Genomic DNA, 24,528 nt, shown 5'->3' with positions numbered 1-24,528 from the left:
TTAACGCGCGGTTAACGCTGCGTGCAGGATTGTCCGGATCGGACGCAAGCTTTCTACAATGAGTTTTCGCTATGGTGGGAGGTAGATAATTGCTGCCTCCGAGACCGTCGTCCATGGCGTCGCCACTTCGCTTCACTTCCATCCGCGCCACGCTCCTCCGCTTCCGCGACAGCCGTCGTGCGTCGGCGGCGGTCGAATTCGCGTTGATCGCGCCGTGGTTTCTTGCCCTGCTGTTTGCGATCATCGAGATCGCACTGGTGTTCTTTGCCGGCCAGATGCTGGAGACGGCGACGCAGGACTCCGCGCGCCTGATCATGACGGGGCAGGCCCAGACCGCCACCGGCGGCGGCTATACGCAGGCCCAGTTCAAGACGCAGGTGTGCAACCGCCTCGCCATCATGTTCGACTGTCAGAACAAGCTGGCGCTCGACGTCCGCAGCTATCCCTGCTTTTCACAGGTCGCCACGCCGCAGAGCCCGATCGACAACACCGGCAACCTGCGGACCGATTTCCAGTTCAACATGGGAACGCCGGCGTCCGTCGTCGTTGTTCGTGTCTTCTATCCCTGGCGGTTGTTCGTCACCGGGCTCGGCTTCAACGTCGCGAACATGACGGGCGGCCAGTATCTGCTGCAGGCCTCGGCTGCCTTCCGCAACGAGCCGTACGCGCAGACCGCGTCATCGTCGTGCAGCTATTAGCGCCATGTCAGACCGGATTGTGAGATCGTTGGAAACTCTCGGCGCACTGCTGCTGCGGCTGCGTGCGGAAACGCGTGGCGCGTCGGCGGTCGAGTTCGCCATCATCCTGCCGTTCATGCTGCTGGTCTTTCTCGGCACGTACGATCTCTGCAACGGCATCGCGGCCGATCGCAAGGTGACCATCACGGCGCGGACGCTGTCCGACCTGATCGCACAGGCCACGTCGGTGAAGCCGGCCGATGTCACCAATTCGTTCACGGCGGCGAGCTATGTGATGATGCCGTTCGGCGGCTCGCCGGTTCAGCAGGTGTCGCAAATCAAGATCGACGCGACGAGCACGCCGACCAAGTCGACGATCCAGTGGAGCCTGTCGTCGACCGGGAATGGCCGGCCGACCAATCAGTCCGTGACGGTGCCGTCGGGCCTCGTCGTTTCCGGCCAGGTGACGTATCTGATCTGGAGCGAGGTCAGCTACACCTACACGCCGTTCGTCAGCTATGTTTTCAAGTCGGCGTTTGCGCTGAGCGATCAATTCTACGCGCGGCCGCGACAATCGGCTTGCGTGCTCTACAACGGCGCAACGGGCTGCACGTAGCGAAACACGCATATTCCGAAACGAGAAAGGCCGCACCCGAAGGGTGCGGCCTTTTCCGATCGATTCAGCGTCTGCTGCTTACGCGCGCGACGAGATGATCAGCCTGCCGAGCGAAGGTTGTCGGCCGACGACTTGCCGGAACGACGATCAGCAACGATCTCGTAGCTGATCTTCTGGCCTTCACGGAGAGTGCCGAGACCGGCGCGCTCGACAGCGCTGATGTGAACGAACACATCGTTGCCGCCGTCGTCCGGCTGAATGAAACCATAGCCTTTGGTCGCGTTAAACCACTTAACAGTGCCCATGCTCACGGGGGTAGTCCCTTCTCAGATAGTGTAGTCAGTGCTCATCGTTACACGAGGCAACACGAGCCGTTTATGATCGAATTTTGGAAGGGTCGTCAGCGTTACCCGGCTGTACCGGTGGATAGCTAATGTCGTCCAGCCGAAAATCGATACTCCCAGTCATAAGGGAAAACGGGTTTTCAAACAATCCTGACGTGCGGGATTTTTTTGCAAGTTGCCAAAGTGCCTTAAATATAGTGGGTCCCTGCACGCGGAACGTGCAGGGACCCGGAATGTGCTTCAGTTGCGCGCTAGCGTCAACGGCGGCGGAACTGGCCGCGCGGCGGGCCGCTGCGGGGCGGGCCGCCGGCCGGACGCTCGTCCTTGTGGCGGAAAATGAGCCGGCCCTTTTCCAGATCGTAGGGTGACATCTCGATCGTGACGCGGTCCCCGGCCAGGGTCTTGATGCGGTTTTTCTTCATCTTGCCCGCGGTGTAGGCAATGATTTCATGTCCGGCGTCGAGCTGGACACGATAGCGGGCGTCGGGAAGGATTTCGGTGACGAGCCCCTCAAACTGGATCAGTTCTTCTTTCGCCATGGAATTCTCCGGATCGGATTGTTCTGAGAGTGACGGTTAGTGCTGTCGCTGCGGCTGGCGCTGGGGGCGATTGCTGTCGCGGCGCATGAAAGCCACGCCCTGGATGCCCTCACCCGGGCTGCTGTGAGGCGACCGCGACGGTTCGTGGCGGTTCGCCGGCTGCCCGCCTGAACCCGCCAGGCCGTTGCCGTTGCCACGGCGCCGACGGCGCTTGCCCTTGCCGGCAGTCGCCGGGGCATCCCCGCGCGCCGGCTTGGGGTGCTGTGCGGCGTGATGGGGACGGGACGGCTGCTGCGGCCTGCCGCCGGAGCGGCTCTCAGGCGCGGCCTCCTGCTGGCCGGCCGAGCGGCGGTCTTCCCGTGGCAGCTTGACCCGGATCAGCTTCTCGATGTCCCGGAGATAGGCGGCCTCTTCGCCGGCGCACAGCGAGATGGCGACACCCTCGGCGCCGGCCCGGGCCGTGCGGCCGATGCGGTGGACGTAGGTTTCCGGCACGTTCGGCAGGTCGAAGTTGACCACATGGCTGACGCCATCGACGTCGATGCCGCGGGCGGCGATATCGGTCGCCACCAGGGTGCGGATCTCGCCGGAGCGAAATGCCGCCAGAACACGCTCGCGGTGGTTCTGGGACTTGTTGCCATGGATGGCGTTGGCGGCAATGCCGGCCTTGGCCAGCACCTTCACTACCTTGTCGGCGCCATGCTTGGTGCGGGTGAACACCAGCGCCCGGTTGATCTGCTCCTGCTTGAGGATTTCGGCCAGCACCGCCGGTTTGGCAGAATGGTCGAGCTGGATGATGCGCTGGGCGATCCGCTCGGCGGTCGAGGACACCGGTGTAACCGCCACCCGTGCCGGGTCGCGCAGCATGCTGTCGGCGAGCTCGGCGATGTCCTTGGGCATGGTGGCCGAGAAGAACAGCGTCTGCCGCTTGATCGGGAGCTTGGCGACGATTTTACGGATGTCGTTGATGAAGCCCATGTCGAGCATGCGGTCGGCTTCGTCGAGCACCAGGAATTCGACCTGGCTGAGCTTGAGCGCATTGCCCTGGACGAGGTCGAGAAGGCGGCCCGGGGTGGCGACCAGGATCTCGACGCCCTGCATCAGGGCGCGAACCTGGCGGCCCATCGGCACGCCGCCGATGGCGAGGGCGGCCGAAATGCGCAGGTGGCGGCCGTAGGCGTTGAAGCTGTCGAGGATCTGCCCGGACAGCTCGCGCGTCGGACTCAGCACCAGGACGCGGCAGTGCTTGGGCTGCGGACGGATGCGGCTCTCGAGCAGGCGGTGGAGGATCGGCAGCGCGAAGGAGGCGGTCTTGCCGGTGCCGGTCTGGGCGATGCCGACCACGTCACGGCCGGTCAGTGCGAGAGGGATGGTTTGTGCCTGGATGGGCGTGGGCGTGACGTAGTTTTCTTCGTTCAGAGCACGCGCGATGGGATCGGCAAGGCCGAAATCCTGAAAAGAGGTCAAAGTGGATCTTTCTTACGAGTCAGTGCGCGCAGCAGGCCAAACGCCTGGTGCGGGCGGGTATCGTGGGACACCCGCGTGTCTGGGGCGTCAGTTGGGTTAGGTGAAAAAGGCAAGCCGGATACCGTTGCAGACAATACGACAACAGATCCGAACACGCAGCCCGCAAGACCTGACGATACGATTCAAGGTCGCGGCGGTTATATGAGCCACGAAGGCGGCGCTTTCAAGATGAATTGCGGGGATTGGCGGGATTGTAGTGTCACGTCCGTTGCGCTGGGCCGTCGCCTGCAGTCCGTGCCAAGAAATTAGCCAGCAATCGATTTCTGCACACAAAATGATCTATCTGCAAATTAGGCAGTCATGTTCCGTGTCTGTCATTTAGGCAGCGTGCCGGGTTCCCGAGCGTGAAAATATAAAATATGTCAGTTTTATCAGATAGATATTCATTGTGTGCGAGGTGGCATGCTTCTTGCGATTCCCTGAGCGCAGACGGCCAGCGGCTGTTCAGCAGGGTTTTTGTCTGCGTCAGGGAGATGACATCGCATGTTTACTCAATTGACCTCGGCCCTCGGGCGGCCGTTCAGCCGCCGCAGGGTTCTGGCGGCCACCGCGGGCGTGGCCCTCGGCCTTTCGACCTTCGGCGCGGCGCAGGCTGCGGATGACACCATCAAGGTCGGCGTCCTGCACTCGCTGTCGGGCACGATGGCGATCAGCGAGACCACGCTGAAAGACACCATCCTGTTCATGATCGACGAGCAGAACAAGAAGGGCGGCGTGCTCGGCAAGAAGCTGGAGGCCGTGGTGGTCGATCCGGCCTCGAACTGGCCGCTGTTCGCCGAGAAGGCCCGCGAGCTGATCACCAAGGACAAGGTCGCGGTGGTGTTCGGCTGCTGGACCTCGGTGTCGCGCAAGTCGGTGCTGCCGGTGTTCAAGGAACTGAACTCGATCCTGTTCTATCCCGTGCAGTACGAGGGTGAGGAGAGCGAGCGCAACGTGTTCTACACCGGCGCGGCACCGAACCAGCAGGCGATCCCGGCGGTCGACTACCTGATGAAGGAAGAGAAGGTGAAGCGCTGGGTGCTCGCTGGCACCGACTACGTCTATCCGCGCACCACCAACAAGATCCTCGAGGCCTACCTGAAGTCCAAGGGCGTGGCCCAGGACGACATCATGATCAACTACACGCCGTTCGGTCACTCCGACTGGCAGACCATCGTCGCCGACATCAAAAAGTTCGGCTCGGCGGGCAAGAAGACCGCAGTGGTCTCGACCATCAACGGCGACGCCAACGTTCCGTTCTACAAGGAGCTCGGCAACCAGGGCATCAAGGCGACCGACATTCCGGTGGTCGCGTTCTCGGTGGGCGAGGAAGAGCTCGCCGGCATCGACACCAAGCCGCTGATCGGCCATCTCGCCGCCTGGAACTACTTCGAATCGATCAAGACCCCGGCGAACGAAACCTTCATCAAGGAGTGGAGAGCGTTCACCAAGAACCCGAAGCGCGTCACCAACGACCCGATGGAAGCGCACTACATCGGCTTCAACATGTGGGTGAAGGCGGTCGAGAAAGCGAAGTCGATCGATCCGGACAAGGTCATCGACGCGCTGCCGGGCACCAAGCAGGCCAACCTCACGGGTGGCGTGTCGGAGATGCTGCCGAACCACCACATCACCAAGCCGGTGTTCATCGGCGAGATCAAGGCCGACGGCCAGTTCGACGTCGTGTGGAAGACCCCGGGCCTCGTCCCCGGCGATGCCTGGTCGAAGGAGCTGGAAGGCTCCAAGGATCTGGTCGGCGACTGGGTCGGCAAGAAGTGCGGCAACTGGAACACCAAGACCAACAAGTGCGGCGGTCAGGGCTCCTGACCTCATCTTCCTCCCGTCAACTTGCGGAAGGCGGCGATTGTCGCCGCCTTCCCCTTCTTCCTCCGCCGGGGTTGTGACGTGTTTGCCAGATTCCTTTTCCGTTGCGGCGCGCCGCTGTTCGCGCTGGCGCTGATCGCCGTTTCCTGCCTCTTTGCCGTGTCGCCGGCGTCGGCCGGTGCGTTGGAGGATGCCGTCGGCCAGTTCGCCAACGATTCGTTTTCCGATACCGACGAGGCCATCAGCGCGCTCGTCGCCAGTGGCCATCCGCGCGCCTATCCGATCATCAGCGCGCTGCAGGATGGCCGCCTGCTCGCCAGCGGGCAGGACAGGAAGGTTTACATCAAGCAGCCCGACGGCGCCCTGGTCGATGCGGCCACCGGCACGGCGGCCAGTGGTGTCGACGCTGCGGGCCTCGATGCGGTGCGTCTCAACAACCGCCTGCGCCGGTCGGTGGACGCGGCGATTTCGAGCCTGACGCTGCAGTCGCCCGATCCGGCCAAGCGCATCCTCGCGGCGCAGTCGGTCTTCAAGACCCATGACGTCGCCGATCTGCCGGCGATCGAGAGCGCGCTGCAGAAGGAAACCAACAGCGCCGCGAAGCGGGCGTTCGCCTCGGCGCGCGCCGCTATCCTGCTGTTCAAGGCGGATGCCAGCGAAGCCGACAAGATCGAGGCGGTGGCCACCGTGCGCAGCCGCGGCGATCAGGAAGCGCTGGCCCTGCTGTCCGGGCTGCCGTCCGACACCTCGCCCGGCGTACTGCGCTCGGCCGCGAGCGCCGTCACCGCGATCCAGAACAGCCTCGCCATCTGGTCGATGGCGCAAAACGCCTGGTACGGCCTTTCCCTGGGATCGGTGCTGCTGCTTGCGGCCATCGGCCTTGCCATCACCTTCGGCGTGATGGGGGTCATCAATATGGCCCATGGCGAGATGGTGATGATCGGTGCCTATGTCACCTTCGTGGTGCAGGAGCTGATCCGCACCCGCTATCCGGCGCTGTTCGACTACTCGCTGCTGATCGCGGTGCCGCTGGCCTTCCTGGTGGCCGGTCTGATCGGCGTGCTGATCGAGCGCAGCATCATCCGCTTCCTTTATGGCCGACCGCTCGAAACCCTGCTCGCCACCTGGGGCATTTCGCTGGTGCTGCAGCAGGCGGTGCGCACCATGTTCGGTCCGACCAACCGCGAGGTCGGCAACCCGTCGTGGATGAGCGGCGCCTTCGAGATCGGCCAGCTCACCATCACCTACAACCGTCTCTGGATCATCTGCTTCACGCTCGCGGTGTTCGCGATCCTGCTCGCCATGCTGCGTTACACCAGTCTCGGGCTCGAAATGCGGGCGGTGACGCAGAATCGCCGCATGGCGGCGTCGATGGGCATCGCCACATCGCGGGTCGATGCACTGACCTTCGGGCTCGGCTCGGGGATCGCCGGTATCGCCGGCGTGGCGTTGTCGCAGATCGACAACGTCAGCCCCAATCTCGGCCAGAGCTACATCATCGATTCCTTCATGGTGGTGGTGTTCGGCGGCGTCGGCAATCTGTGGGGAACGCTGGTCGGCGCGCTGACGCTCGGCATCGCCAACAAGTTCCTGGAGCCGATGGCCGGCGCCGTGCTCGGCAAGATCACCATCCTGGTACTGATCATCCTGTTCATCCAGAAGCGGCCGCGCGGCCTGTTCGCCCTCAAGGGACGGTCGGTGGAAGCATGACGCCGCATTTCCTCACCCGCTCGCTCAACCGCAGCGCGACCGCGTTCCTGCTGGTCGTCGCGGCGATCGGCATCGTGCTGCCTCTGTCGAACCTGCTGCTGCCGGAGACATCGCCGCTGCAGGTGCCGACCTATTTGATCTCGTTGTTCGGCAAGTATATCTGCTACGCGCTGCTGGCGCTCTCCATCGACCTGATCTGGGGCTATTGCGGCATTCTCTCGCTCGGCCACGGCGCGTTCTTCGCGCTCGGCGGTTATGCCATGGGCATGTACCTGATGCGCCAGATCGGCAACCGCGGCGTCTACGGCAATCCGCTGCTGCCGGACTTCATGGTGTTCCTGAACTGGCAGAAGCTGCCGTGGTACTGGTACGGCTTCGACATGTTCTGGTTCGCGGCGCTGATGGTGCTGGTGGTGCCGGGACTGCTGGCGTTTGCCTTCGGCTGGCTCGCCTTTCGCTCCCGTGTCACCGGCGTGTATCTGTCGATCATCACCCAGGCGATGACCTATGCGCTGCTGCTGGCGTTCTTCCGCAACGACTTCGGTTTCGGCGGCAACAACGGCCTGACCGACTTCAAGGATATCCTCGGCTTCAACGTCCAGGCGCAGGGCACGCGCGCGGTGCTGTTCATGCTGTCCTGCGCCGCGCTGATGCTCGGCTTCGTGATCTGCCGGGCGATCGTCACCTCCAAGCTCGGCAAGGTGCTGATCGCGGTGCGCGATGCGGAATCGCGCGCGCGCTTCCTCGGCTATCGCGTCGAGTCCTACAAGCTGTTCGTCTTCACGCTGTCGGCGTGCATGGCGGGCGTCGCCGGCGCGCTCTACGTGCCACAGGTCGGCATCATCAACCCCAGCGAGTTCGCGCCCGGCAACTCGATCGAGGCGGTGATCTGGGTCGCGGTCGGCGGCCGCGGCACGCTGATCGGCGCGGCGATCGGCGCCGTGCTGGTCAACTATGCCAAGACGGTGTTCACCTCCGGTCTGCTCGCGCCGTACTGGCTGTTCATGCTCGGCGCGCTGTTCATCCTGGTGACGCTGCTGCTGCCCAAGGGCATCGTCGGAACCGTGCAGGCCATGTGGGAGACGGGGCGCGCCCGCCGTGCCTCCGAGGCCGCAGCCGCCAGCGCCGCGCGCGAGGACGGCATCAGCAACCCCCGCCTCGCGGAGTAAGTCATGATCGTGCCCGATAGCCGCGCCACGTCGGCCCTTCTCTATCTCGACGGCGTCCACGTCTCGTTCGACGGCTTCCATGCGATCAACAACCTGTCGCTGACCATCGCGCCCGGCGAAATGCGGGCGATCATCGGCCCCAACGGCGCCGGCAAGACCACGATGATGGACATCATCACCGGCAAGACGAGGCCCGACGAGGGCGACGTGCTGTTCGACGGCACCGTCGACCTGACGCGGCTCGACGAGACCGAGATCGCCGAGCTCGGCATCGGCCGCAAGTTTCAGAAGCCGACGGTGTTCGAAAGCCACACCGTCGAGGACAACCTGCTGCTGGCGCTCAACACCGATCACCGGGTGCGCAGCACGCTGTTCTGGCGTCAGGCGCCCGGCGAGGCCGAGCGCATCGACCGCGTGCTCGAGACCATCAAGCTGACGGACGCGCGCACGCGCCTTGCCGGCAGCCTGTCCCACGGCCAGAAGCAGTGGCTGGAAATCGGCATGCTGCTGGCGCAGGACCCCAAGCTGCTGCTGGTGGACGAGCCGGTGGCCGGCATGACTGACGTCGAAACCCATCAGACCGCGGAACTGCTCAAGGAGATCAACCGCGACAAGACCGTGGTGGTGGTCGAGCACGACATGACGTTCGTGCGCGCGCTCGGCGTCCGCGTCACCTGTCTGCACGAAGGCTCGGTTCTGGCGGAAGGTTCGATCGACCAGGTGTCGTCCAACGAGCGGGTCATCGAAGTGTATCTGGGGCGCTGACGATGGCGGATGGCGCGAGGCGGTGTGGCAGGCGGTGGGCCCTTGTGGCCGTCGGCATGCAGGAAGGTGGTGTGAAGTGAGTGGCGAAGTCAGCTCGGGAGCGCTCGACGTCAAGGACATCAGCCTGTTCTACGGCGCGGCGCAGGCGCTGCGCGGTGTGTCGGTCACGGCGGTGCCGGGCCAGGTCACCTGCGTGCTCGGCCGCAACGGCGTCGGCAAGACCAGCCTGCTGCGGGCGCTGGTCGGCCAGCAGCCGATCGCCGGCGGCAGCATCGCGTTCGACGGCGCGGACATCACGGGCCTGAAGCCCTATGAGCGGGCCCGCAAGGGCATCGGCTTCGTGCCTCAGGGGCGGGAGATCTTCCCGTTGCTGACGGTCGAGGAGAACCTGCGGACCGGCTATGCGCCGCTGTCGCGCGACCAGCGCAACATCCCGGACGATGTGTTCTCGCTGTTTCCGGTGCTGCGCTCGATGCTGGGGCGCCGCGGCGGCGACCTTTCCGGCGGCCAGCAGCAGCAGCTCGCCATCGGCCGGGCGCTGGTGATGCGGCCGCGCCTGCTGCTGCTCGACGAGCCGACCGAGGGTATCCAGCCGTCGATCATCAAGGATATCGGGCGTGCGATTTCCTATCTGCGCAGCCTCGGCAACATCGCCATCGTGCTGGTGGAACAATATCTCGACTTTGCCTGCGAACTCGGCGACCATTTCGCCGTGATGGACCGTGGAACGGTGACGTTCCGCTGCGACCGGGCCAGCCTCGATCCCGACGCCCTCAGCCGGGCGATGGCGATCTGAGCAATCGGCGCAGCCTGCACGGACGGCATCCCACGGCGGAGTGAAGCATGCACGGCGACCCCTCGGCGACCACGGCCGAGACCTTTGCCGCCAACCGCGCGGTCGGCGCGGTGGCGTTCGACGTCAGGGCGAGCGACGGCGTGACGCGGCGCGGCGCGCTGCACGAGGAGGGCTCGCTGCGGGTGCGGTTTCCGGCCCCGGAAGACGCTGGCCTGTCGGCCGTGTTCGTCAATACGGCGGGCGGGGTCGCCGGCGGCGACCGCTTCGATATCCGCATCGATGTCGGCGCGTCGGCCCGCCTGACGGTGACCACGGCGGCGGCGGAGAAGATCTACCGCTCCCCAGGCGCCGATGCGCGGCTTGATATCGCGTTGCGGGTCGCGTCCGGCGCGCACCTCGCCTGGCTGCCCCAGGAGACCATTCTGTTCGACCGGGCGCGGGTCACGCGTCGCATCGATCTCGAGATCGCGGAGGGTGGCTCGCTGCTGCTGTGCGAGATCGTCGTGTTCGGCCGCACCGCCATGGGGGAGCGGGTGGAGCAGGGCGCATTCTCCGACCGCTGGCGCTTGCGCCGGGATGGCCGGCTGGCGTTCGCGGAGACGGTGCGTCTCGACGGCGACATCGCCGCCAGGCTCGCCCGGCCGGCGGTCGCGAACGGTGGGGCGGCGATCGGCACGGCGCTGATCGTTCCCGGTGACGAGGCGCTGGTCGAACGTATCCGCGAGGCCGCCGGGCGCTTCGGCGGCGAGGTCGGCGTGTCGGCCTGGAACGGCTTTGCAATGGCGCGCTTCTGTGCACAAGATGCCGCCCGGTTGCGTGCCGACATGATGACGGTGCTGGAGCGCGCCAGTCCATCGGCGCTGCCGCGGCTCTGGCTGCAGTAGCGACCATGCGGAGCGTGACGACATGGCCGGATGTGATGACGTGACCAAGCGACGACATAAGCAAATGATCTGGGACAGAGCGGACCATTCATGAATCTCTCCCCTCGCGAGAAGGACAAGCTGCTGATTTCCATGGCGGCGATGGTGGCGCGGCGGCGCCTCGAGCGCGGCGTCAAGCTCAACCATCCCGAAGCGGTGGCGATCATTTCCGATTTCATTCTGGAAGGCGCGCGCGACGGTCGTACCGTGGCCGAACTGATGAAGGCCGGCGCCGAGGTGCTGACCCGCGATCAGGTGATGACCGGCATCCCCGAGATGATCCATGACATCCAGGTCGAGGCGACCTTTCCGGACGGCACCAAGCTCGTCACCGTGCATGCGCCGATCCGCTAGAACATCATCCATCGTGCAGACGAAACGTTTGGAGGCGACCATGATCAGACTGCTCGCGCTCATTGCGGTGCTGCTGCCAACCGCGGCGCTGGCCCATCCGGGGCACGACGCGGCCGGACTCGTGGCCGGCCTGCAGCATCCGGTCTCCGGCCTCGACCATATCGCGGTGATGATCGCGGTAGGCTTGTGGGCGGCGCTGGCCGGTGGCCGGGCGCTGTGGCTGTGGCCGGCGACCTTTGTCGCCGTCATGCTCGCTGGCGGGGCGCTCGGCATGGCGCATGTGGCGCTGCCGCTCGTGGAGCCGGGCATCCTCGCGTCGGTGGTGGTGCTGGGTCTGATGGTGGCGCTGGCCATCGAACTGCCGGTAGCGGCCGGGGCCGCGCTGGTCGGCGTGTTCGCGCTGTTTCACGGCTACGCCCATGGCGCCGAGGCGCCTGAGGCGGCAAGCGGCGTGACCTATCTGCTGGGCTTTGCCGCGACCACGGCCGCGCTCCACGCGGTCGGCATCGGCCTTGCCCTGACGCTCACGTCCGCCCGCGCGCGGCCGCTGGTGCGGGTCGCCGGAGCGGCCTGCGTCGCCGTTGGCCTCGGCCTTGTCTCCGGCCTGATCTGAGGCGTGTCATGATCCCCGGCGAATTCTTCATCAAGGACGGCGACATCGAGCTCAATGCCGGTCGCAAGACCGTGACGCTGACCGTTGCCAACACCGGCGACCGGCCGATCCAGGTCGGCTCGCACTACCATTTCTTCGAGACCAATCCGGCGCTGGCGTTCGATCGCAAGAAGGCGCGCGGCATGCGCCTTGATATCGCAGCCGGCACCGCGGTGCGGTTCGAGCCGGGCCAGAGCCGCGAGGTGAGGCTGGTGGCGCTTGCCGGCAAGCGCACGATCTACGGCTTCCGCGGCGACGTGATGGGCAAGCTGTAGACTTCGTGAACCGATGACAATGGCCGCAGAGCCGGCTGGAGTGCAGTGATGGCGACCAGGATTTCCCGTTCGGTCTATGCCGACATGTTCGGGCCGACCACCGGCGACCGTGTGCGGCTCGCGGACACCGACCTGATCATCGAGGTCGAGAAGGATTTCACCGTTTATGGCGAGGAGGTGAAATTCGGCGGCGGCAAGGTGATCCGCGACGGCATGGGCCAGAGCCAGGTGACCAGCCGCCAGGGGGCGGCCGACACCGTGATCACCAATGCCCTGATCGTCGACCACTGGGGCATCGTCAAGGCCGACGTCGCCATCAAGGACGGCCACATCAGCGCCATCGGCAAGGCCGGCAATCCGGATATCCAGCCGGGTGTCACCATCGTCGTCGGGCCCGGCACCGACGTCATCGCCGGCGAAGGCAAGATCCTCACCGCCGGCGGCTTCGACAGCCACATCCATTTCATTTGCCCGCAGCAGATCGAGCATGCGCTGATGTCCGGCGTCACCTCGATGCTCGGCGGCGGCACCGGCCCGTCGCACGGCACCTTTGCGACGACCTGCACGCCCGGCCCCTGGCACATCGGGCGGATGATCCAGTCGTTCGATGCGTTCCCGGTCAATCTCGGCATCTCCGGCAAGGGCAACGCCTCGCGTCCCGCGGCCCTTGTCGAGATGATCAAGGCCGGCGCCTGCGCGCTCAAACTGCACGAGGACTGGGGTACGACGCCGGCGGCGATCGACACCTGCCTGTCGGTGGCTGACGATCACGACATCCAGGTGATGATCCACACCGACACGCTCAACGAGTCGGGCTTCGTCGAGGACACCATCAAGGCGTTCAAGGGCCGCACCATTCACGCCTTCCATACCGAAGGTGCCGGCGGCGGCCACGCGCCGGACATCATCAAGGTGGCGGGCCTCAAGAACGTGCTGCCGTCGTCGACCAATCCGACGCGGCCGTTCACCCGCAACACCATCGACGAGCATCTGGACATGCTGATGGTGTGCCACCATCTCGACCCGTCGATCGCCGAGGATCTCGCCTTCGCCGAGAGCCGCATCCGCAAGGAAACGATCGCAGCGGAAGACATCCTTCACGATCTCGGCGCGCTGTCGATGATGTCGTCGGACAGTCAGGCGATGGGCCGCCTCGGCGAGGTGATCATCCGCACCTGGCAGACCGCCGACAAGATGAAGAAACAGCGCGGCGCGCTGCCGCAGGACAAGGGCAAGGACAGCGACAACTTCCGCGTGCGCCGTTACATCGCCAAGTACACCATCAATCCGGCGATCGCCCACGGCGTATCGAAGCTGATCGGTTCGGTGGAAAAGGGCAAGCTCGCCGATCTCGTCCTTTGGTCGCCGGCGTTCTTCGGCGTCAAGCCGGACTGTGTCATCAAGGGCGGCATGATCGTCGCCGCGCCGATGGGCGATCCCAATGCCTCGATTCCGACGCCGCAGCCGGTGCACTACCAGCCGATGTTCGGCGCCTTCGGGCGGGCGCGCACGGCGTCGTCCGTGGTGTTCACGTCGAAGGCCGCGGTCGCCGCGGGCCTTGGCAAGAAACTCGGCATCGCCAAGGAACTCTATGCGGTGCAGAACACCCGTGGCCGTATTTCCAAGAAAAGCATGATCCACAACGACGCGACGCCGAATATCGAAGTCGATCCGGAAACCTACGAGGTCCGCGCCGACGGCGAATTGCTGACATGCGCCCCGGCGGAAGTGCTGCCCATGGCGCAGCGCTACTTCATGTTTTAGTGTGCCCGGCCGATACAACAACAGCCGGGAGGATGCCCTGTGATCTATGTCGTCGCCACATTGACCGTGAAGCCGGAAGCGCGTGCCGAGGTCATCGCCGCTGCCAAGGCGTGTATTGCCGCCACGCGGAAAGAGGCCGGCTGCATCGCCTACGACATGCATGAGAGCGTGACGGACCCGTCCAGGCTCGTGTTCGTCGAGCAATGGGAGAGTGCCGATGCGCTCGGACCGCATGGCAAGAGCGAGCACATGCGCGTCTTCGGCCGGGTTGTCGCCGGAGGCGTGACTGCGCCGCCGCGCATCGAGGTCATTACCCCCGCCAAGGTCGACGTTCGCTGACGCCGGAGCCCTGTCATGATTTTTGTCATCGCCACCACCGACGTGAAGCCCGAGCATCGCGACGCCTATATCGCCGGCGCCAGGGACTGTATCGCCGCGACGCGCCAGGAGACCGGCTGCATCGCCTATGAGAGCCACACCAGCATCCATGATCCGAACCGCTTCGTGTTCGTGGAGCGCTGGGAGAATCGCGATGCGCTCAACGCCCATGCGCGATCCGACCACATGAAGATCTGGCGCAAGCTGTCCGCCGACTTCAAGGCCGCGCCGACGATCATCGAAATCATCAGCGACGGCAAGGTCGAGACTTTGTGAGATGAGCATGATCCGTGCAGTCAATGTTCTGCCCCCCGGTCACTGGACGGCGCAGCCCGCCGATACCGTGGTGCTGGATTTCGACGACCGCCATCGCCGTCGCATGGCGATGAGCGGCACGCGCGGGCTCGATTTCCTGCTCGATCTCGAGGAGGCCGTGGCGCTGCGCAGTGGTGACGGCCTTGTCCTCGAGGACGGCCGGCTGGTCGAAGTGGTCGCTGCGGCGGAGCCGCTGATCGAGATCCGCGGCAGCGATCCGCAGCACCTCGTGCGGATCGCCTGGCATCTCGGCAATCGTCATCTGCCGACGCAGATCGTCGCCCGCGGCCTGCGCATTCGCAAGGATCATGTCATCGAGGAGATGGTGCGCGGTCTCGGCGCGCGCACCCTCGAGATCGAGGCCCCCTTCGATCCCGAGGGCGGTGCTTATTCGGGCGGGCACGGCGTGGCCAGCCATGATCATGACCACAGCGATCATGGCCATCACCACGGCCATGACCATCGCGCGCACGGCCATCAGAACCATGGCCACCACGATCACGGCCACCACGACCACGATCATCATGACCACGGTCAACACGGCCATGACCACCACGATGGCGGCCATCACCACGACCACGATGGCCACGATCATAGCCATGACCATCGCCATGCTCATGGCCACTCCGACTGAGGGCGATGCGCGCCGCGCCGACGGTATGGGCGCGGACGCGCATGGCGCGCTGTACCGGCTGATGACCTGGCTGTCGCCGTCGTTTCCGGTCGGCGCCTTCTCCTATTCCAGCGGGCTGGAGTGGGCTGTCGAGGCCGGCGACATCGGCAATGTCGCCGCCCTGCAGGACTGGCTGGCGGCGATGCTGACCGACGGCGCCGGCTTCTGCGACGCCGTGTTCGTCGCCCATGCCCATCGACACAGTCTCGTGGCGGACCAGGCGGGCCTTGCCGAGGTGGCCGAGCTTGCCGCGGCCTTCGTGCCGTCGCGGGAACGGCAACTGGAGACCACGACGCAGGGGCGGGCTTTCATCGAGATCGCGCGGACGGCATGGTCGTGTGATCCACTGGTCGAACTGCTTGCGGGCTGGACGGCGCCGCTGGTCTATCCCGTCGCCGTCGGCATGGTCAGTGCGGCGCATCGTGTGCCGCTGCGGCCGACCCTTCACGCCTTCCTGCACGCGCTGACCGCGAACTGGATCTCCGCCGCGGCGCGCCTCGTTCCGCTCGGCCAAACCGACAGCCAGCGTGCGCTTGCCGCGCTCGAACCGGTGGTTGCCGCCACGGGGGCGCGGGCGTTCGACGCAGCGCTGGATGATATCGGCAGCGCCACCTTTCGGGCGGACATCGCCAGCCTGCGGCATGAGACCCAGTACACCCGGTTGTTTCGCTCATGAGCCGGCTGGGTCACGGCCTTCTCGTCTTTCCTCTGTCAACAGGACACTGACATGCCTTCGTTCAACGGTCCCCTTCGTGTCGGCATCGGCGGCCCGGTCGGATCGGGAAAGACCGCGCTGATGGACCTGCTCTGCAAGTCAATGCGCGAGCGCTACGATATCGCGGCCATCACCAACGATATCTACACCAAATGGGATGCCGAATACCTGGTGCGCGCCGGCTCGTTGACGCCCGACCGCATCGCGGGCGTGGAGACGGGCGGCTGCCCGCATACCGCGATCCGCGAGGATGCCTCGATGAATCTCGCCGCGGTCGCGGACATGAGGGCGAAGTTTCCTGGCCTCGATCTGGTGCTTATCGAGTCGGGCGGGGACAATCTGGCGGCGACGTTCTCGCCGGAGCTCGCCGACCTCACCATCTATGTCATCGACGTCGCGGCGGGTGACAAGATCCCGTCGAAAGGCGGCCCGGGCATCACCCGGTCGGATCTCCTGGTGATCAACAAGATCGATCTCGCGCCCCATGTCGGGGCATCGCTGGAGAAGATGGACGTCGACGCACGCCGCATGCGGGGCGAACGGCCGTTCGTGATGACCAACCTGAAGCAGAGCCAGGGGCTGGACCGCATTGTCGGTTTCATCGAGACCAAGGGAGGCCTGCGACGCTGAGACGCGGCGGTCACGCGTTCCCGCGGGGTTTCCGCGGAACGTTACCGCAGGCCTGTCGTTGTGTCGTCATGAGCAAGATACACAAGATCGACCGGGACTATTATAGCAGCGCCTTTCTGGGCCTGACGCTCACCGGAATCGCGATGATGGTCTTCGGGCTGGCGCTGGCTGCGGCCTGATTGCCAGCTTGGCCGGTCCGCCGGCCCCGCTATTTCCGACGCGCTGTCCTCCAGGCGTTTTCCTTGACCACCAGGCTTCATATGGATCGCCGTCGGGGTCTACGGGTGCCGGTCAGGCCGGCGCGCGGGCACGACCCAGCGTATCCATGACGGCCGTAACGATGATTTCACGGGTGTAAGGCTTGCCGACAAACACTGCATCGGAAAAGTCGCTCGCGACCTCCCGGTCTTGGCTCCCGGAGGCGAACAGGAACGGGATGCCGCGCGCCCGCACGGCCTGGGCGGCTTGCAGATCGGCCGCCGCCTCGGCGCCCGGATTGAGATTGATGATGGCAACGTCGATATCCCCCTCCGACGCCAGTGCGCGCTCCACATCGTCGAGGCTGCGCGCCAGGATGACGTCGCCGGCACCCGATCCCTGCAGCATCTCCTGGAGATCGAGGGCGATCAGCGTTTCGTCCTCCACGGCGAGGACGCGCAGGCCGGTCGGCAGCAGATGTTTCACGAGCGAGTACTTTCGAGCCATGAAGAACCTCTGCAATGTCGAATGTCCGCCGCAGGGCATCGCGGCATTGTCATGGCAATTTCGATCGGAAAAGGGGCGGTGGCATGGCTGCGACCGGCAGAACCACCAGCCTTTCACCGGGCTCACCCGGAAAAAAATCGCATCGGGTATGGAACAAAGATGCATCATGCGCTTTGATGTCGCTTGCCTGCCGACCAGGATTGCCGATGGCGCGCAATCGCTTCAGGCGTGTTGTTGCTGTTTGTCGATGAAGGATCATGGTTTCCGCGGCAGGTTGCCTCACTCCGAGGGTTTTGCTTTGATCCGGCTCGATTGGCCCGGGTAGAGCAGTGTTTCGTCTTGGATTTCTCATCGGTTTGATTGCGCTGATCGGGGTCACGATCTCCGGGCTCGTGTCTTATCGCGTCTATCACCAGGAGATTTCGCTCGACAGCGCCGCGCTGGAGCGAGCCGTCGACATCCATGCGCGCCTCGTGCAGGACCGTCTCAGCGAGCGCGAATTGCTGACCCGAATCATTGTCGGCCTGCTGCGCCGCCCCGCCCTGCTGCAGGGCAACGTGCTGGAGCCCCTGCGCTCGTCGATCTACGCCTTCAAGACGGACTTTCTGGTGGCGAGCTGGGTCGCGCGCATTCCGCCGGCGGGGCTCGCGGGTGCTGAAAAGCAGCTTGCCGCGGCTGGCTTCGCCCGGCCCCGCATTCGCGACGCGGAAGATCAGGTTCTCAATATCGCCTCCGTGACCCAGCCGATCGACGTGCTGATGGATGTCGAGCCTCGCAACGAGGAAACCCTCGGCTTTCCCGGGCGCTCCTTCGATGTGCATCCGGTGCTCGGTCCGCTGCTCGCGCGCGCCGCGGCGGAGGGCAAGCCGCTATGCTCCGATCCGCTGGTGCTGATGCGCACCAACGGTCCCGTCGGGGTCGTCCTGGTCGCCGCCGTTACCCAGGAAGGCACCAATGCGGTGAGCGGCTTCATCACCTTCTCCTATCGTCTCGCGCCGCTGATGCTCGCCAACGAGGAGAGCAGCCCGTTCGATCTGGTGCTGCGCGATCCGCGTGATCCTGGCCAGGAGCTGAAGGCCGATGGGCAAGGGCAGGGAACGGTGGTGGCCGTGCCGGTTCGCCACGATCCATCCAGCCAGCTGATGCTGCGCAACGTCTCGTTCGGCGGCAAGGACTGGACGCTGGGCTACTATGCCCGCAACAATGTCGAGGCGCGGGCGCAGGAGCTTGCGGCGATCGTGGCCATTATCGGCGTCGCGCTGACCAGCATCATCTGCGGGTTGTTCGGCTATGTCGTCTACAACAACGTCCGTCTGAGCCGGGAGATCGAGGTCCGCATCGGTTTCGAGAACCGTCTGACCGCCGTTATCGGCGAACTCAACCATCGGGTGAAGAACATCCTGGCGGTGATCCAGTCGATCATCACCCGCACGCTGCGCCACGGCACGGATGTCGACAGCGCGCGTGACCTGCTGATCGGGCGTATCCACGCCATGTCCAACGTGGTGTCGCTGCTCAGCGACAGCCAGTGGCAGGGCGTCAAGCTGCGCGGCTTGCTGGAATCGCGGGCGATACCCCATGCGGAGCGCATCGCAATCAGCGGGCCGGACATCGTGGTGAGTCCGCGCGCGGCGCAGAGTCTGTCGTTGCTGTTTTTCGAGCTGGCGTCGCACGCCGACGAGGGGCTGTCGCTGGTCGGCAAGCATCCGAACATCTCGGCCCAATGGCACGTGATGGGCGAGGGAAGGGACGCGATCTTCGACTTCCGCTGGGAGGAGTTCAATACCAGCGCCGCCACGCGCCGACCGGACAGCGATTTCGGCGTCATCCTGCTCGACCGCGTCGCGCCCGAGGCTCTTGGCGGAGCGTCAAAGCGCTATTTTACCGATGTCAGCTATGTCTATGAGCTGACCGCACCGATGGAGACGGTGGTCGACCAGGCTGAACTTGATCGCACCGATCGCCTCGCGGCGCCGATTACCGCCGGCAAGCGAAAGTAAAGTCCTCGCGACCCCATGGCCTTGATCGTCGGGCGTGCAGGGCGCTGCCAAAAGCCGCAACGCGCTGCCGTCGGCGAGCTGTGTCCCAAGTATATTCGGTGCGCCGTCCGCCGGAGAGACGAGGCGTCCTCAGCCAGCAAGACGGCCACCGCGCGGTGGCCGTCTTCCTCGTTGCGAGATTTTCGTGGAGATCCGGATCTTACCGGCTGCCGATCACTGCCCGGACCGTGTTGTCGGGACCGAAATCGTCGGTTCCTTCCACGTAGAGCAGGTTGCTCAGCTTGGAGCGGGCACGATTGACCCGGCTCTTGATGGTGCCGACCGCGCAGCCGCAGATGGCCGCTGCATCCTCGTAGGAAAAGCCGGAGGCGCCGACCAGGATGAGAGCTTCCTTCTGGTCCTGCGGAAGCTTTTCGAGCGCGGCGCGGAATTCCTCGAACTCCAGATGCTGGCTCTGGCCCGGCTGCGACTTCAGCGTCTTGGCGTAGTTGCCGTCGGCGTCCTCGACCTCGCGCCGCCGTTTGCGGTAGTCCGAGCGGAACAGGTTGCGCAGGATTGTGAACAGCCATGCGGGCATGTTTGAGCCCGGCTGGAACGAGTCGATGTTCGCGAGCGCGCGCAGCAACGTCTCCTGCACGAGGTCATCGGCGCGGTCGCTGTTGCCGGAAAGGGACATGGCGAAGGCGCGCAGGCTCGGCACGCAGGCGAGCATGTCGTCACGAAGCTGATTGGTGAGGGGCATTAGTCCCTCCTGTCGGTTTTGGCCACCAAGTCTCCGGCAACCGCCTGGGGTTGAGGCTGGGCCTCGGCGGTATCGAGTTTCCGGATCAGCTCCGCAAATCGATCCGGGACGCCCTGCCGGACGACCTCATCGTACATTGCTCTGAGCTGATGCCCGATCCGTGACTGGATCTCTGTGTTCAGGCCGCCTCTTGCTGGGGCCTTGGCCGATTGCGGTTTTAATTCTTTCATGACCTGTTCCGTAACATCCCCAAGGGCTTAAGTTCCTCGAAAGAAAGGGATTTTCATGGCGGCTGGCCGCGGGTGGCGACGCTTCCCGGCGTCGTCGTCAAAGCGTAATGCGACAGCAGCGAGAAAGTTCCGGACTGGTTCCGAGAATGTTGGAACTTTTGTCGGGTTGATGCGTAATCCCTGCAGGTGGGAACCCGGGGTTAGGTCCGGGGGTTCTGCGCTTGAGTGCATGAAATCGATGGAGGGGGGATGTCTCGTTCCCAGATTGTTGCCGAACATTTGCCGTTGCTGCGCCGCTACGCCCGCGCTCTGACCGGAAACCAGGCTTCGGGCGATGCCTATGTCGCCGCGATGCTTGAGGCATTGCTGCAGGATCCTGCCCTGCTCGATGAATCCAACGGTCCGCGCGTCGGCCTGTTCCGTCTGTTCACACAGATCTGGAATTCGGTCGCGATCAACGACGACACCGATGCCACTATCGCACCGTCGGTGCCGCCGGAACGACGGTTGTCGAACATCACGCCGCTGCCGCGCCAGGCCTTCCTGCTGCTGTCGCTGGAGGGCTTCTCCGAAGACGAGGTGGGGTTCATTCTCGATACCAGTGTCGGCGAGGTACGCCAGTTCGCGGACGCGGCAGGGCGCGAGCTTGCCGCGGAGATCGCGACTGATGTTCTGATCATCGAGGACGAGACCTTCATCGCGATGGATCTCGAAAGCCTGGTCAAGAATCTCGGCCACAACGTCATCGGCGTGGCGCGCACCCATGCGGATGCGATCGCGCTCGCCAAGAGCCACCGGCCGGGCCTGATTCTCGCGGATATCCAGCTGGCGGATGGCAGCTCGGGTCTGGATGCGGTCAACGAATTGCTGCGGGTGTTCGAGGTGCCGGTGGTGTTCATCACCGCCTATCCCGAACGCTTCCTGACCGGCGAGCGGCCCGAGCCGGCATTCCTGATCTCCAAGCCGTTCCAGCCGGCCATGGTCTCGGCCGTGGCAAGCCAGGCGCTTTTCTTCCAGCGCAACTCACGCAACCGGACCGCGAAAGCTGCGGCATCCTGATCTGTCCGGTCGATCACGCACCGCGCGCGACAAGACGAACGGGCCCCGGCATTGCCGGGGCCCGTGGCGTTCGGGAGGCCGCTTGCAGGATCGGGCGTGTGGAACAGCGTCGTGAGCGCCGGCCGGGAGACCTCGGCTTGAACCAAATGCGCGCTGGCTGGACCAAAAAAGGAAGCGGGACGCCGCCGGCATCACCACGGCAGCGCCCCGCACTCGCCGGCTAGTTAGGGGCAGGGGGAATAGCCGGCTGCAGAGATGACGCGGCACGCGCCAGATCGTTCCTCCGCGACGCCGGAAATTTTTGACACGGCATCTCCCATGACCGGGAACCAGTCGGCCAGTAGCGCCGTTGTCAGGGCATCTCAGAAAATTGGAATGAAAAAATTGTTTGCGACAGGGCAGCAGCGTCGAGGCGTATCATGTCCCGTATTTCGAAATGTGCATTGGGGTTGATTGCGGCGTCACTGGCGCTCGGTGGCGTGCAGTTCGGCATGGCATCCGACAACGGACTGGCACGGGCCATTCGCGGCGATGCACGTCTGTGGCAGACCGATAGCCTGTCGATCGCCTCGGCCGTCAACCGGTCGGCGAAGTCCGATCGCGCGGTCGCGCTGCCGGCCCCCATGGATACCGCGACACTGTCGTTCCAACTCCCCGGCCTGACCAACATGTCGGTTGCGATGCGGCTGCCGAGTGCGGACGCGAGCCGTCTTCGTCAGGCGGCGCCGACAGAGGTGGCGCGGACCACGAGCCGTGACGTCGGCAAGACGATGGTGCGGCGCAAGACCACCGTGGCGTGCGAACCGGTGGTGAGCGTTCTCACCGAGGTCGCCAGGCAGCTCGAGCCGGGTCGCTGTATCACCTGACGGACGGCGAATAACGCTCGCCGATGCAAAACGAACAGAGCGCCCTGATGGGCGCTCGTTTCATGTTCAGGGACTTGTTTTCAAGTGACATACGCCCGGCGCGGGTGTGCGTGCCTGCCGCATCTGGCAGTCACTCGTCATCGTTTCACTCGTCGTCGTCCTCGTCCCCTTGAGTGGATTTCCGCTGCGTCATCAGGCCGAAGGCCACGCCGCCGATGGCCAGCAGCGGGAGCAGGCGTTTGACGCCGACAGTGCGCAGGATCTGCAGCCCCGCGGCCAGCACCATCGGGTCGCTCATGGCCGAGGCGAAGGCGGATTTTGCCGCCTGGACCGGCTTGCGCGCTTGGCGCTTCCGGTAGAGGTAGCAACCGAGGGCAATCACCGTTGGCACGAAGAATACCGCGGCGCCCGCCAGACAGGCGGCGACGAGTCCGTAGTGCTGCAGCGCGACCACGAATGCAGCGGCGCACAGGAACGCGACCGTGATGAACAGGCAGACGCCGGCCGCGATAATGAGCGAGGTGAGGCGCAGGGCATGGCCCGTGCTGTCCTTGAGGTCCTCGATCAGATTCTGAATCATGGGGCATACCCGGTTTGACTGCGGCGCAGTCTTGCAAATGAGATGGTGAAAATGGGAGGGGCGTGCCGCCGCGCGCGCGAAACGGCGGCCGGGCTTGCGGCGGCGCGGCGACTGTCGCCGCGCCTATGCCGCGCCAGCTTCGCGTCAGCGCCGCCAGGTGACGCCGATCAGAAAGCCGAGACCGAGGGCGAGGCCGACCGCCGCCAGCGGCCGCTGGGTGACGGCCTCCTCGAGGGTGTCTTCGAGGGTCGATGCCGCCTGCTGGGCCGCGTCGAAGGCGGCGCTGCCTTGCTTGGAGACATCGGACATCACGCCATCGATGCTCGATTTCGCTTGCTTCAAGCCGCGCCGCGCCTGCTTCTGGGCGGTGCCGGCGAGACCATTCAACGCTTCGCTGATCTGGTTCGCGAGGTTGGAGATATCGCTCTTCACGGACTCTACATCCTTCTGAAGCCGGTCGTAGTTCGCCTTGTCGGACAGATCCTTCATCACGTCTTCACCTTCTTCGCTTGCCATCATTCTGCTCCTTGCGGGGGCATGAGTTCGTGCACCAACGCTGCGAAGGCGTCTCCGGTTCCGTGGAAAACCCTTATCCGGGCGGAAGTTGCGGCTCCCGGCTGGGGGCGAGGTGCTCCTTGACGATCAGCGCGACGATCAGCAGTGGCGAAGAGAGGAAGGCTCCCATCGGCCCCCAGAGCCACGTCCAGAACGCGAATGCAACGAACACCGCCAGCGCGTTGAGCGACAGCCGCCGGCCGATGATCATCGGTGTCACGAAATGTCCCTCCACGAACGAGACGGCTGCGAACAGCAGCGGCGGCAGCAGTCCGAGCCCGAGGGTGGATGCGGTGACGACGCCGACGGCGAGCAGGATGATGAACATCACCGCCGGCCCGATCAGGGGGATGTAGTTCAACGTTGCTGCCAGCGCGCCGAGCCCGGCCGGATTGGGCAGTCCGGTGAGGGCGCCGATCAGTCCGGTGGCGATGCCGATGCCGAAGTTGATCAGCGTCACCGTCAGCAGATAGCTGCCGAGATGCTGTTCGATGGCGTTGAGGATGCGCAGCACGCGCAGCCGATCCTGGCGGGTCGGGAATGTCATGATCAGCGAGCGGCGCAGGTCGGGCCAGCTCGCCACGAACAGGATCAGCGTGACGAAGAACAGCAGCAGCTCTGTGAATGTCGGCGACAGGAATTCGAGGGTGGGCTGAACCCATTCGATCCTGGGCAGCGGCAACGCGGCGCTCGCGGGATCGATGCCGAACAGCTCCTGCAGGCGATGCCATAGCGCCAGGGGACGATCGAAGACATGCAGCTTCTCCCGGAACTGATGCCCCAGCTCCGGCAGGCGGGTGCCCCATTCCAGCAGTGGCGCCGAGATCAGTGCGACGATGGTGGCGACGGCGGCGCCGCTGATGCCGATCATGAGCAGCGCCGAGAGCGCGCGCGGGACGCGAAAGCGGGCGAGGAATCCCGCGCCGGCAGACAGCATGGTACCGATGACGAACGCGGTCACGATCGGCATCAGCAGGGTGCGGGTGAGGTAGAGGACGGCGACGATCGCGATGATCAGAAGGCCGGCCAGGCAGAGCACGATGGCGTCGGCGCGCCGCGCCCGTGGCGACGGCGCCGGACCTTCATCCGACTGCACCGCTCTGTTGCGCGGCGATCGGTTCTCAGGGAGCACACGGCTTGCACCCGGGCGTGCGGCGTCCATTGCG

30 protein-coding genes are annotated in these 24,528 nt (G+C 64.9%); 21 read left to right on the top strand and 9 right to left on the bottom strand.

Features of this window, described 5'->3' with window-relative positions; genetic code table 11:
• Positions 1-113 precede the first annotated feature (113 nt).
• Positions 114-698: a TadE/TadG family type IV pilus assembly protein gene (locus JQ639_RS16680; RefSeq protein WP_211966662.1), complete on the top strand. Its 585-nt coding sequence runs from the start codon at positions 114-116 to the stop codon at positions 696-698.
• A gap of 28 nt (positions 699-726) precedes the next feature.
• Entirely contained in the window at positions 727-1,293 is a 567-nt protein-coding gene (locus tag JQ639_RS16675; RefSeq protein ID WP_249123168.1) for a TadE/TadG family type IV pilus assembly protein, read from the top strand.
• 98 nt (positions 1,294-1,391) lie between these two features.
• Here the strand turns inward: JQ639_RS16675 and JQ639_RS16670 are convergent, their stop codons facing one another.
• The 3 genes from JQ639_RS16670 to JQ639_RS16660 form a co-directional block, all read right to left on the bottom strand.
• A complete protein-coding gene (locus tag JQ639_RS16670; RefSeq protein ID WP_025588297.1) occupies positions 1,392-1,604 on the bottom strand; it encodes a cold-shock protein in 213 nt (70 codons plus the stop codon).
• A 290-nt stretch (positions 1,605-1,894) separates the two neighbouring features.
• Entirely contained in the window at positions 1,895-2,176 is a 282-nt protein-coding gene (gene infA / locus JQ639_RS16665; RefSeq protein ID WP_211966664.1) for a translation initiation factor IF-1, read from the bottom strand.
• A 36-nt stretch (positions 2,177-2,212) separates the two neighbouring features.
• Positions 2,213-3,643 (bottom strand): DEAD/DEAH box helicase, encoded by a 1,431-nt coding sequence (locus tag JQ639_RS16660; protein ID WP_211966665.1) that lies wholly within the window; start codon positions 3,641-3,643, stop codon positions 2,213-2,215.
• Positions 3,644-4,186: 543 nt separating this feature from the next.
• On the opposite strand from JQ639_RS16660, the gene urtA reads away from it, so the two are divergent.
• The 15 genes from urtA to ureG all read left to right on the top strand — a co-directional run bounded on the left by urtA (position 4,187) and on the right by ureG (position 16,625).
• Positions 4,187-5,509, top strand: a complete 1,323-nt coding sequence (gene urtA, locus JQ639_RS16655; RefSeq protein WP_211966666.1) for an urea ABC transporter substrate-binding protein — start codon at positions 4,187-4,189, stop codon at positions 5,507-5,509.
• A 114-nt stretch (positions 5,510-5,623) separates the two neighbouring features.
• Positions 5,624-7,216 (top strand): urea ABC transporter permease subunit UrtB, encoded by a 1,593-nt coding sequence (gene urtB / locus JQ639_RS16650; RefSeq protein WP_249123214.1) that lies wholly within the window; start codon positions 5,624-5,626, stop codon positions 7,214-7,216.
• Entirely contained in the window at positions 7,213-8,385 is a 1,173-nt protein-coding gene (gene urtC / locus JQ639_RS16645) for an urea ABC transporter permease subunit UrtC (RefSeq protein ID WP_211966668.1), read from the top strand. Before urtB ends, urtC begins: the two co-directional genes overlap by 4 nt.
• A gap of 3 nt (positions 8,386-8,388) precedes the next feature.
• The gene (urtD, locus tag JQ639_RS16640; protein ID WP_211966669.1) at positions 8,389-9,150 is read left to right on the top strand and encodes an urea ABC transporter ATP-binding protein UrtD; all 762 of its coding nucleotides are present in this window, start codon (positions 8,389-8,391) and stop codon (positions 9,148-9,150) included.
• A 76-nt stretch (positions 9,151-9,226) separates the two neighbouring features.
• Entirely contained in the window at positions 9,227-9,946 is a 720-nt protein-coding gene (urtE, locus tag JQ639_RS16635; protein WP_211966670.1) for an urea ABC transporter ATP-binding subunit UrtE, read from the top strand.
• A 47-nt stretch (positions 9,947-9,993) separates the two neighbouring features.
• Complete coding sequence (locus JQ639_RS16630) at positions 9,994-10,830, top strand: urease accessory protein UreD (RefSeq protein WP_211966671.1); 837 nt, start codon at positions 9,994-9,996, stop codon at positions 10,828-10,830.
• Between the two features lie 90 nt (positions 10,831-10,920).
• Positions 10,921-11,223, top strand: a complete 303-nt coding sequence (locus tag JQ639_RS16625; RefSeq protein WP_211966672.1) for an urease subunit gamma — start codon at positions 10,921-10,923, stop codon at positions 11,221-11,223.
• Between the two features lie 40 nt (positions 11,224-11,263).
• Positions 11,264-11,836 carry a HupE/UreJ family protein gene (locus JQ639_RS16620; RefSeq protein WP_211966673.1) on the top strand — a complete coding sequence of 191 codons (573 nt, stop codon included), beginning with the start codon at positions 11,264-11,266 and terminating at the stop codon, positions 11,834-11,836.
• Positions 11,837-11,844: 8 nt separating this feature from the next.
• The gene (locus tag JQ639_RS16615) at positions 11,845-12,150 is read left to right on the top strand and encodes an urease subunit beta (protein WP_211966674.1); all 306 of its coding nucleotides are present in this window, start codon (positions 11,845-11,847) and stop codon (positions 12,148-12,150) included.
• A gap of 48 nt (positions 12,151-12,198) precedes the next feature.
• On the top strand, positions 12,199-13,914 hold the full coding sequence (gene ureC, locus JQ639_RS16610) for an urease subunit alpha (protein WP_211966675.1): 1,716 nt from the start codon (positions 12,199-12,201) through the stop codon (positions 13,912-13,914).
• 39 nt (positions 13,915-13,953) lie between these two features.
• A complete protein-coding gene (locus tag JQ639_RS16605) occupies positions 13,954-14,253 on the top strand; it encodes a putative quinol monooxygenase (RefSeq protein WP_211966676.1) in 300 nt (99 codons plus the stop codon).
• Between the two features lie 15 nt (positions 14,254-14,268).
• Positions 14,269-14,568, top strand: coding sequence for a putative quinol monooxygenase (locus tag JQ639_RS16600; protein ID WP_211966677.1), 300 nt, complete (start codon positions 14,269-14,271; stop codon positions 14,566-14,568).
• Positions 14,569-14,575: 7 nt separating this feature from the next.
• Complete coding sequence (locus JQ639_RS16595) at positions 14,576-15,241, top strand: urease accessory protein UreE (RefSeq protein ID WP_211966678.1); 666 nt, start codon at positions 14,576-14,578, stop codon at positions 15,239-15,241.
• On the top strand, positions 15,207-15,956 hold the full coding sequence (locus JQ639_RS16590) for an urease accessory protein UreF (RefSeq protein ID WP_349644715.1): 750 nt from the start codon (positions 15,207-15,209) through the stop codon (positions 15,954-15,956). Before JQ639_RS16595 ends, JQ639_RS16590 begins: the two co-directional genes overlap by 35 nt.
• Before the next feature lie 51 nt (positions 15,957-16,007).
• A complete protein-coding gene (ureG, locus tag JQ639_RS16585) occupies positions 16,008-16,625 on the top strand; it encodes an urease accessory protein UreG (RefSeq protein ID WP_211966679.1) in 618 nt (205 codons plus the stop codon).
• A 291-nt stretch (positions 16,626-16,916) separates the two neighbouring features.
• Here ureG and JQ639_RS16580 read toward each other — a convergent pair whose 3' ends face one another.
• Positions 16,917-17,309, bottom strand: a complete 393-nt coding sequence (locus JQ639_RS16580) for a response regulator (RefSeq protein WP_211966680.1) — start codon at positions 17,307-17,309, stop codon at positions 16,917-16,919.
• A 19-nt stretch (positions 17,310-17,328) separates the two neighbouring features.
• Here JQ639_RS16580 and JQ639_RS16575 point away from each other — a divergent pair, with 19 nt between their 5' ends.
• Positions 17,329-17,655 carry a hypothetical protein gene (locus JQ639_RS16575; protein ID WP_211966681.1) on the top strand — a complete coding sequence of 109 codons (327 nt, stop codon included), beginning with the start codon at positions 17,329-17,331 and terminating at the stop codon, positions 17,653-17,655.
• Positions 17,656-17,659: 4 nt separating this feature from the next.
• The gene (locus JQ639_RS16570; protein ID WP_211966682.1) at positions 17,660-19,330 is read left to right on the top strand and encodes a CHASE domain-containing protein; all 1,671 of its coding nucleotides are present in this window, start codon (positions 17,660-17,662) and stop codon (positions 19,328-19,330) included.
• A 199-nt stretch (positions 19,331-19,529) separates the two neighbouring features.
• Here the strand turns inward: JQ639_RS16570 and JQ639_RS16565 are convergent, their stop codons facing one another.
• Together JQ639_RS16565 and JQ639_RS16560 are read right to left on the bottom strand one after the other, a co-directional pair.
• Positions 19,530-20,072 (bottom strand): sigma-70 family RNA polymerase sigma factor, encoded by a 543-nt coding sequence (locus tag JQ639_RS16565; protein ID WP_211966683.1) that lies wholly within the window; start codon positions 20,070-20,072, stop codon positions 19,530-19,532.
• Complete coding sequence (locus JQ639_RS16560; protein WP_211966684.1) at positions 20,072-20,302, bottom strand: NepR family anti-sigma factor; 231 nt, start codon at positions 20,300-20,302, stop codon at positions 20,072-20,074. Before JQ639_RS16560 ends, JQ639_RS16565 begins: the two co-directional genes overlap by 1 nt.
• 249 nt (positions 20,303-20,551) lie before the next feature.
• Here JQ639_RS16560 and JQ639_RS16555 point away from each other — a divergent pair, with 249 nt between their 5' ends.
• Both JQ639_RS16555 and JQ639_RS16550 read left to right on the top strand, forming a co-directional pair.
• Entirely contained in the window at positions 20,552-21,361 is an 810-nt protein-coding gene (locus JQ639_RS16555) for a response regulator (RefSeq protein WP_211966685.1), read from the top strand.
• Between the two features lie 419 nt (positions 21,362-21,780).
• A complete protein-coding gene (locus tag JQ639_RS16550) occupies positions 21,781-22,227 on the top strand; it encodes a hypothetical protein (protein ID WP_211966686.1) in 447 nt (148 codons plus the stop codon).
• Positions 22,228-22,372: 145 nt separating this feature from the next.
• Here the strand turns inward: JQ639_RS16550 and JQ639_RS16545 are convergent, their stop codons facing one another.
• The 3 genes from JQ639_RS16545 to JQ639_RS16535 all read right to left on the bottom strand — a co-directional run bounded on the left by JQ639_RS16545 (position 22,373) and on the right by JQ639_RS16535 (position 24,524).
• On the bottom strand, positions 22,373-22,807 hold the full coding sequence (locus JQ639_RS16545; protein WP_211966687.1) for a hypothetical protein: 435 nt from the start codon (positions 22,805-22,807) through the stop codon (positions 22,373-22,375).
• Between the two features lie 144 nt (positions 22,808-22,951).
• Positions 22,952-23,323 (bottom strand): ElaB/YgaM/YqjD family protein, encoded by a 372-nt coding sequence (locus JQ639_RS16540; RefSeq protein ID WP_211966688.1) that lies wholly within the window; start codon positions 23,321-23,323, stop codon positions 22,952-22,954.
• A 73-nt stretch (positions 23,324-23,396) separates the two neighbouring features.
• Entirely contained in the window at positions 23,397-24,524 is a 1,128-nt protein-coding gene (locus tag JQ639_RS16535; protein ID WP_211966689.1) for an AI-2E family transporter, read from the bottom strand.
• Positions 24,525-24,528 lie beyond the last annotated feature (4 nt).

The organism is Bradyrhizobium sp. U87765 SZCCT0048, assembly GCF_018131225.1.
Taxonomy (GTDB): domain Bacteria; phylum Pseudomonadota; class Alphaproteobacteria; order Rhizobiales; family Xanthobacteraceae; genus Bradyrhizobium_A.
Note: the sequence above shows the minus strand (reverse complement) of the source record. Positions and strands in the feature narration are given on the sequence as shown.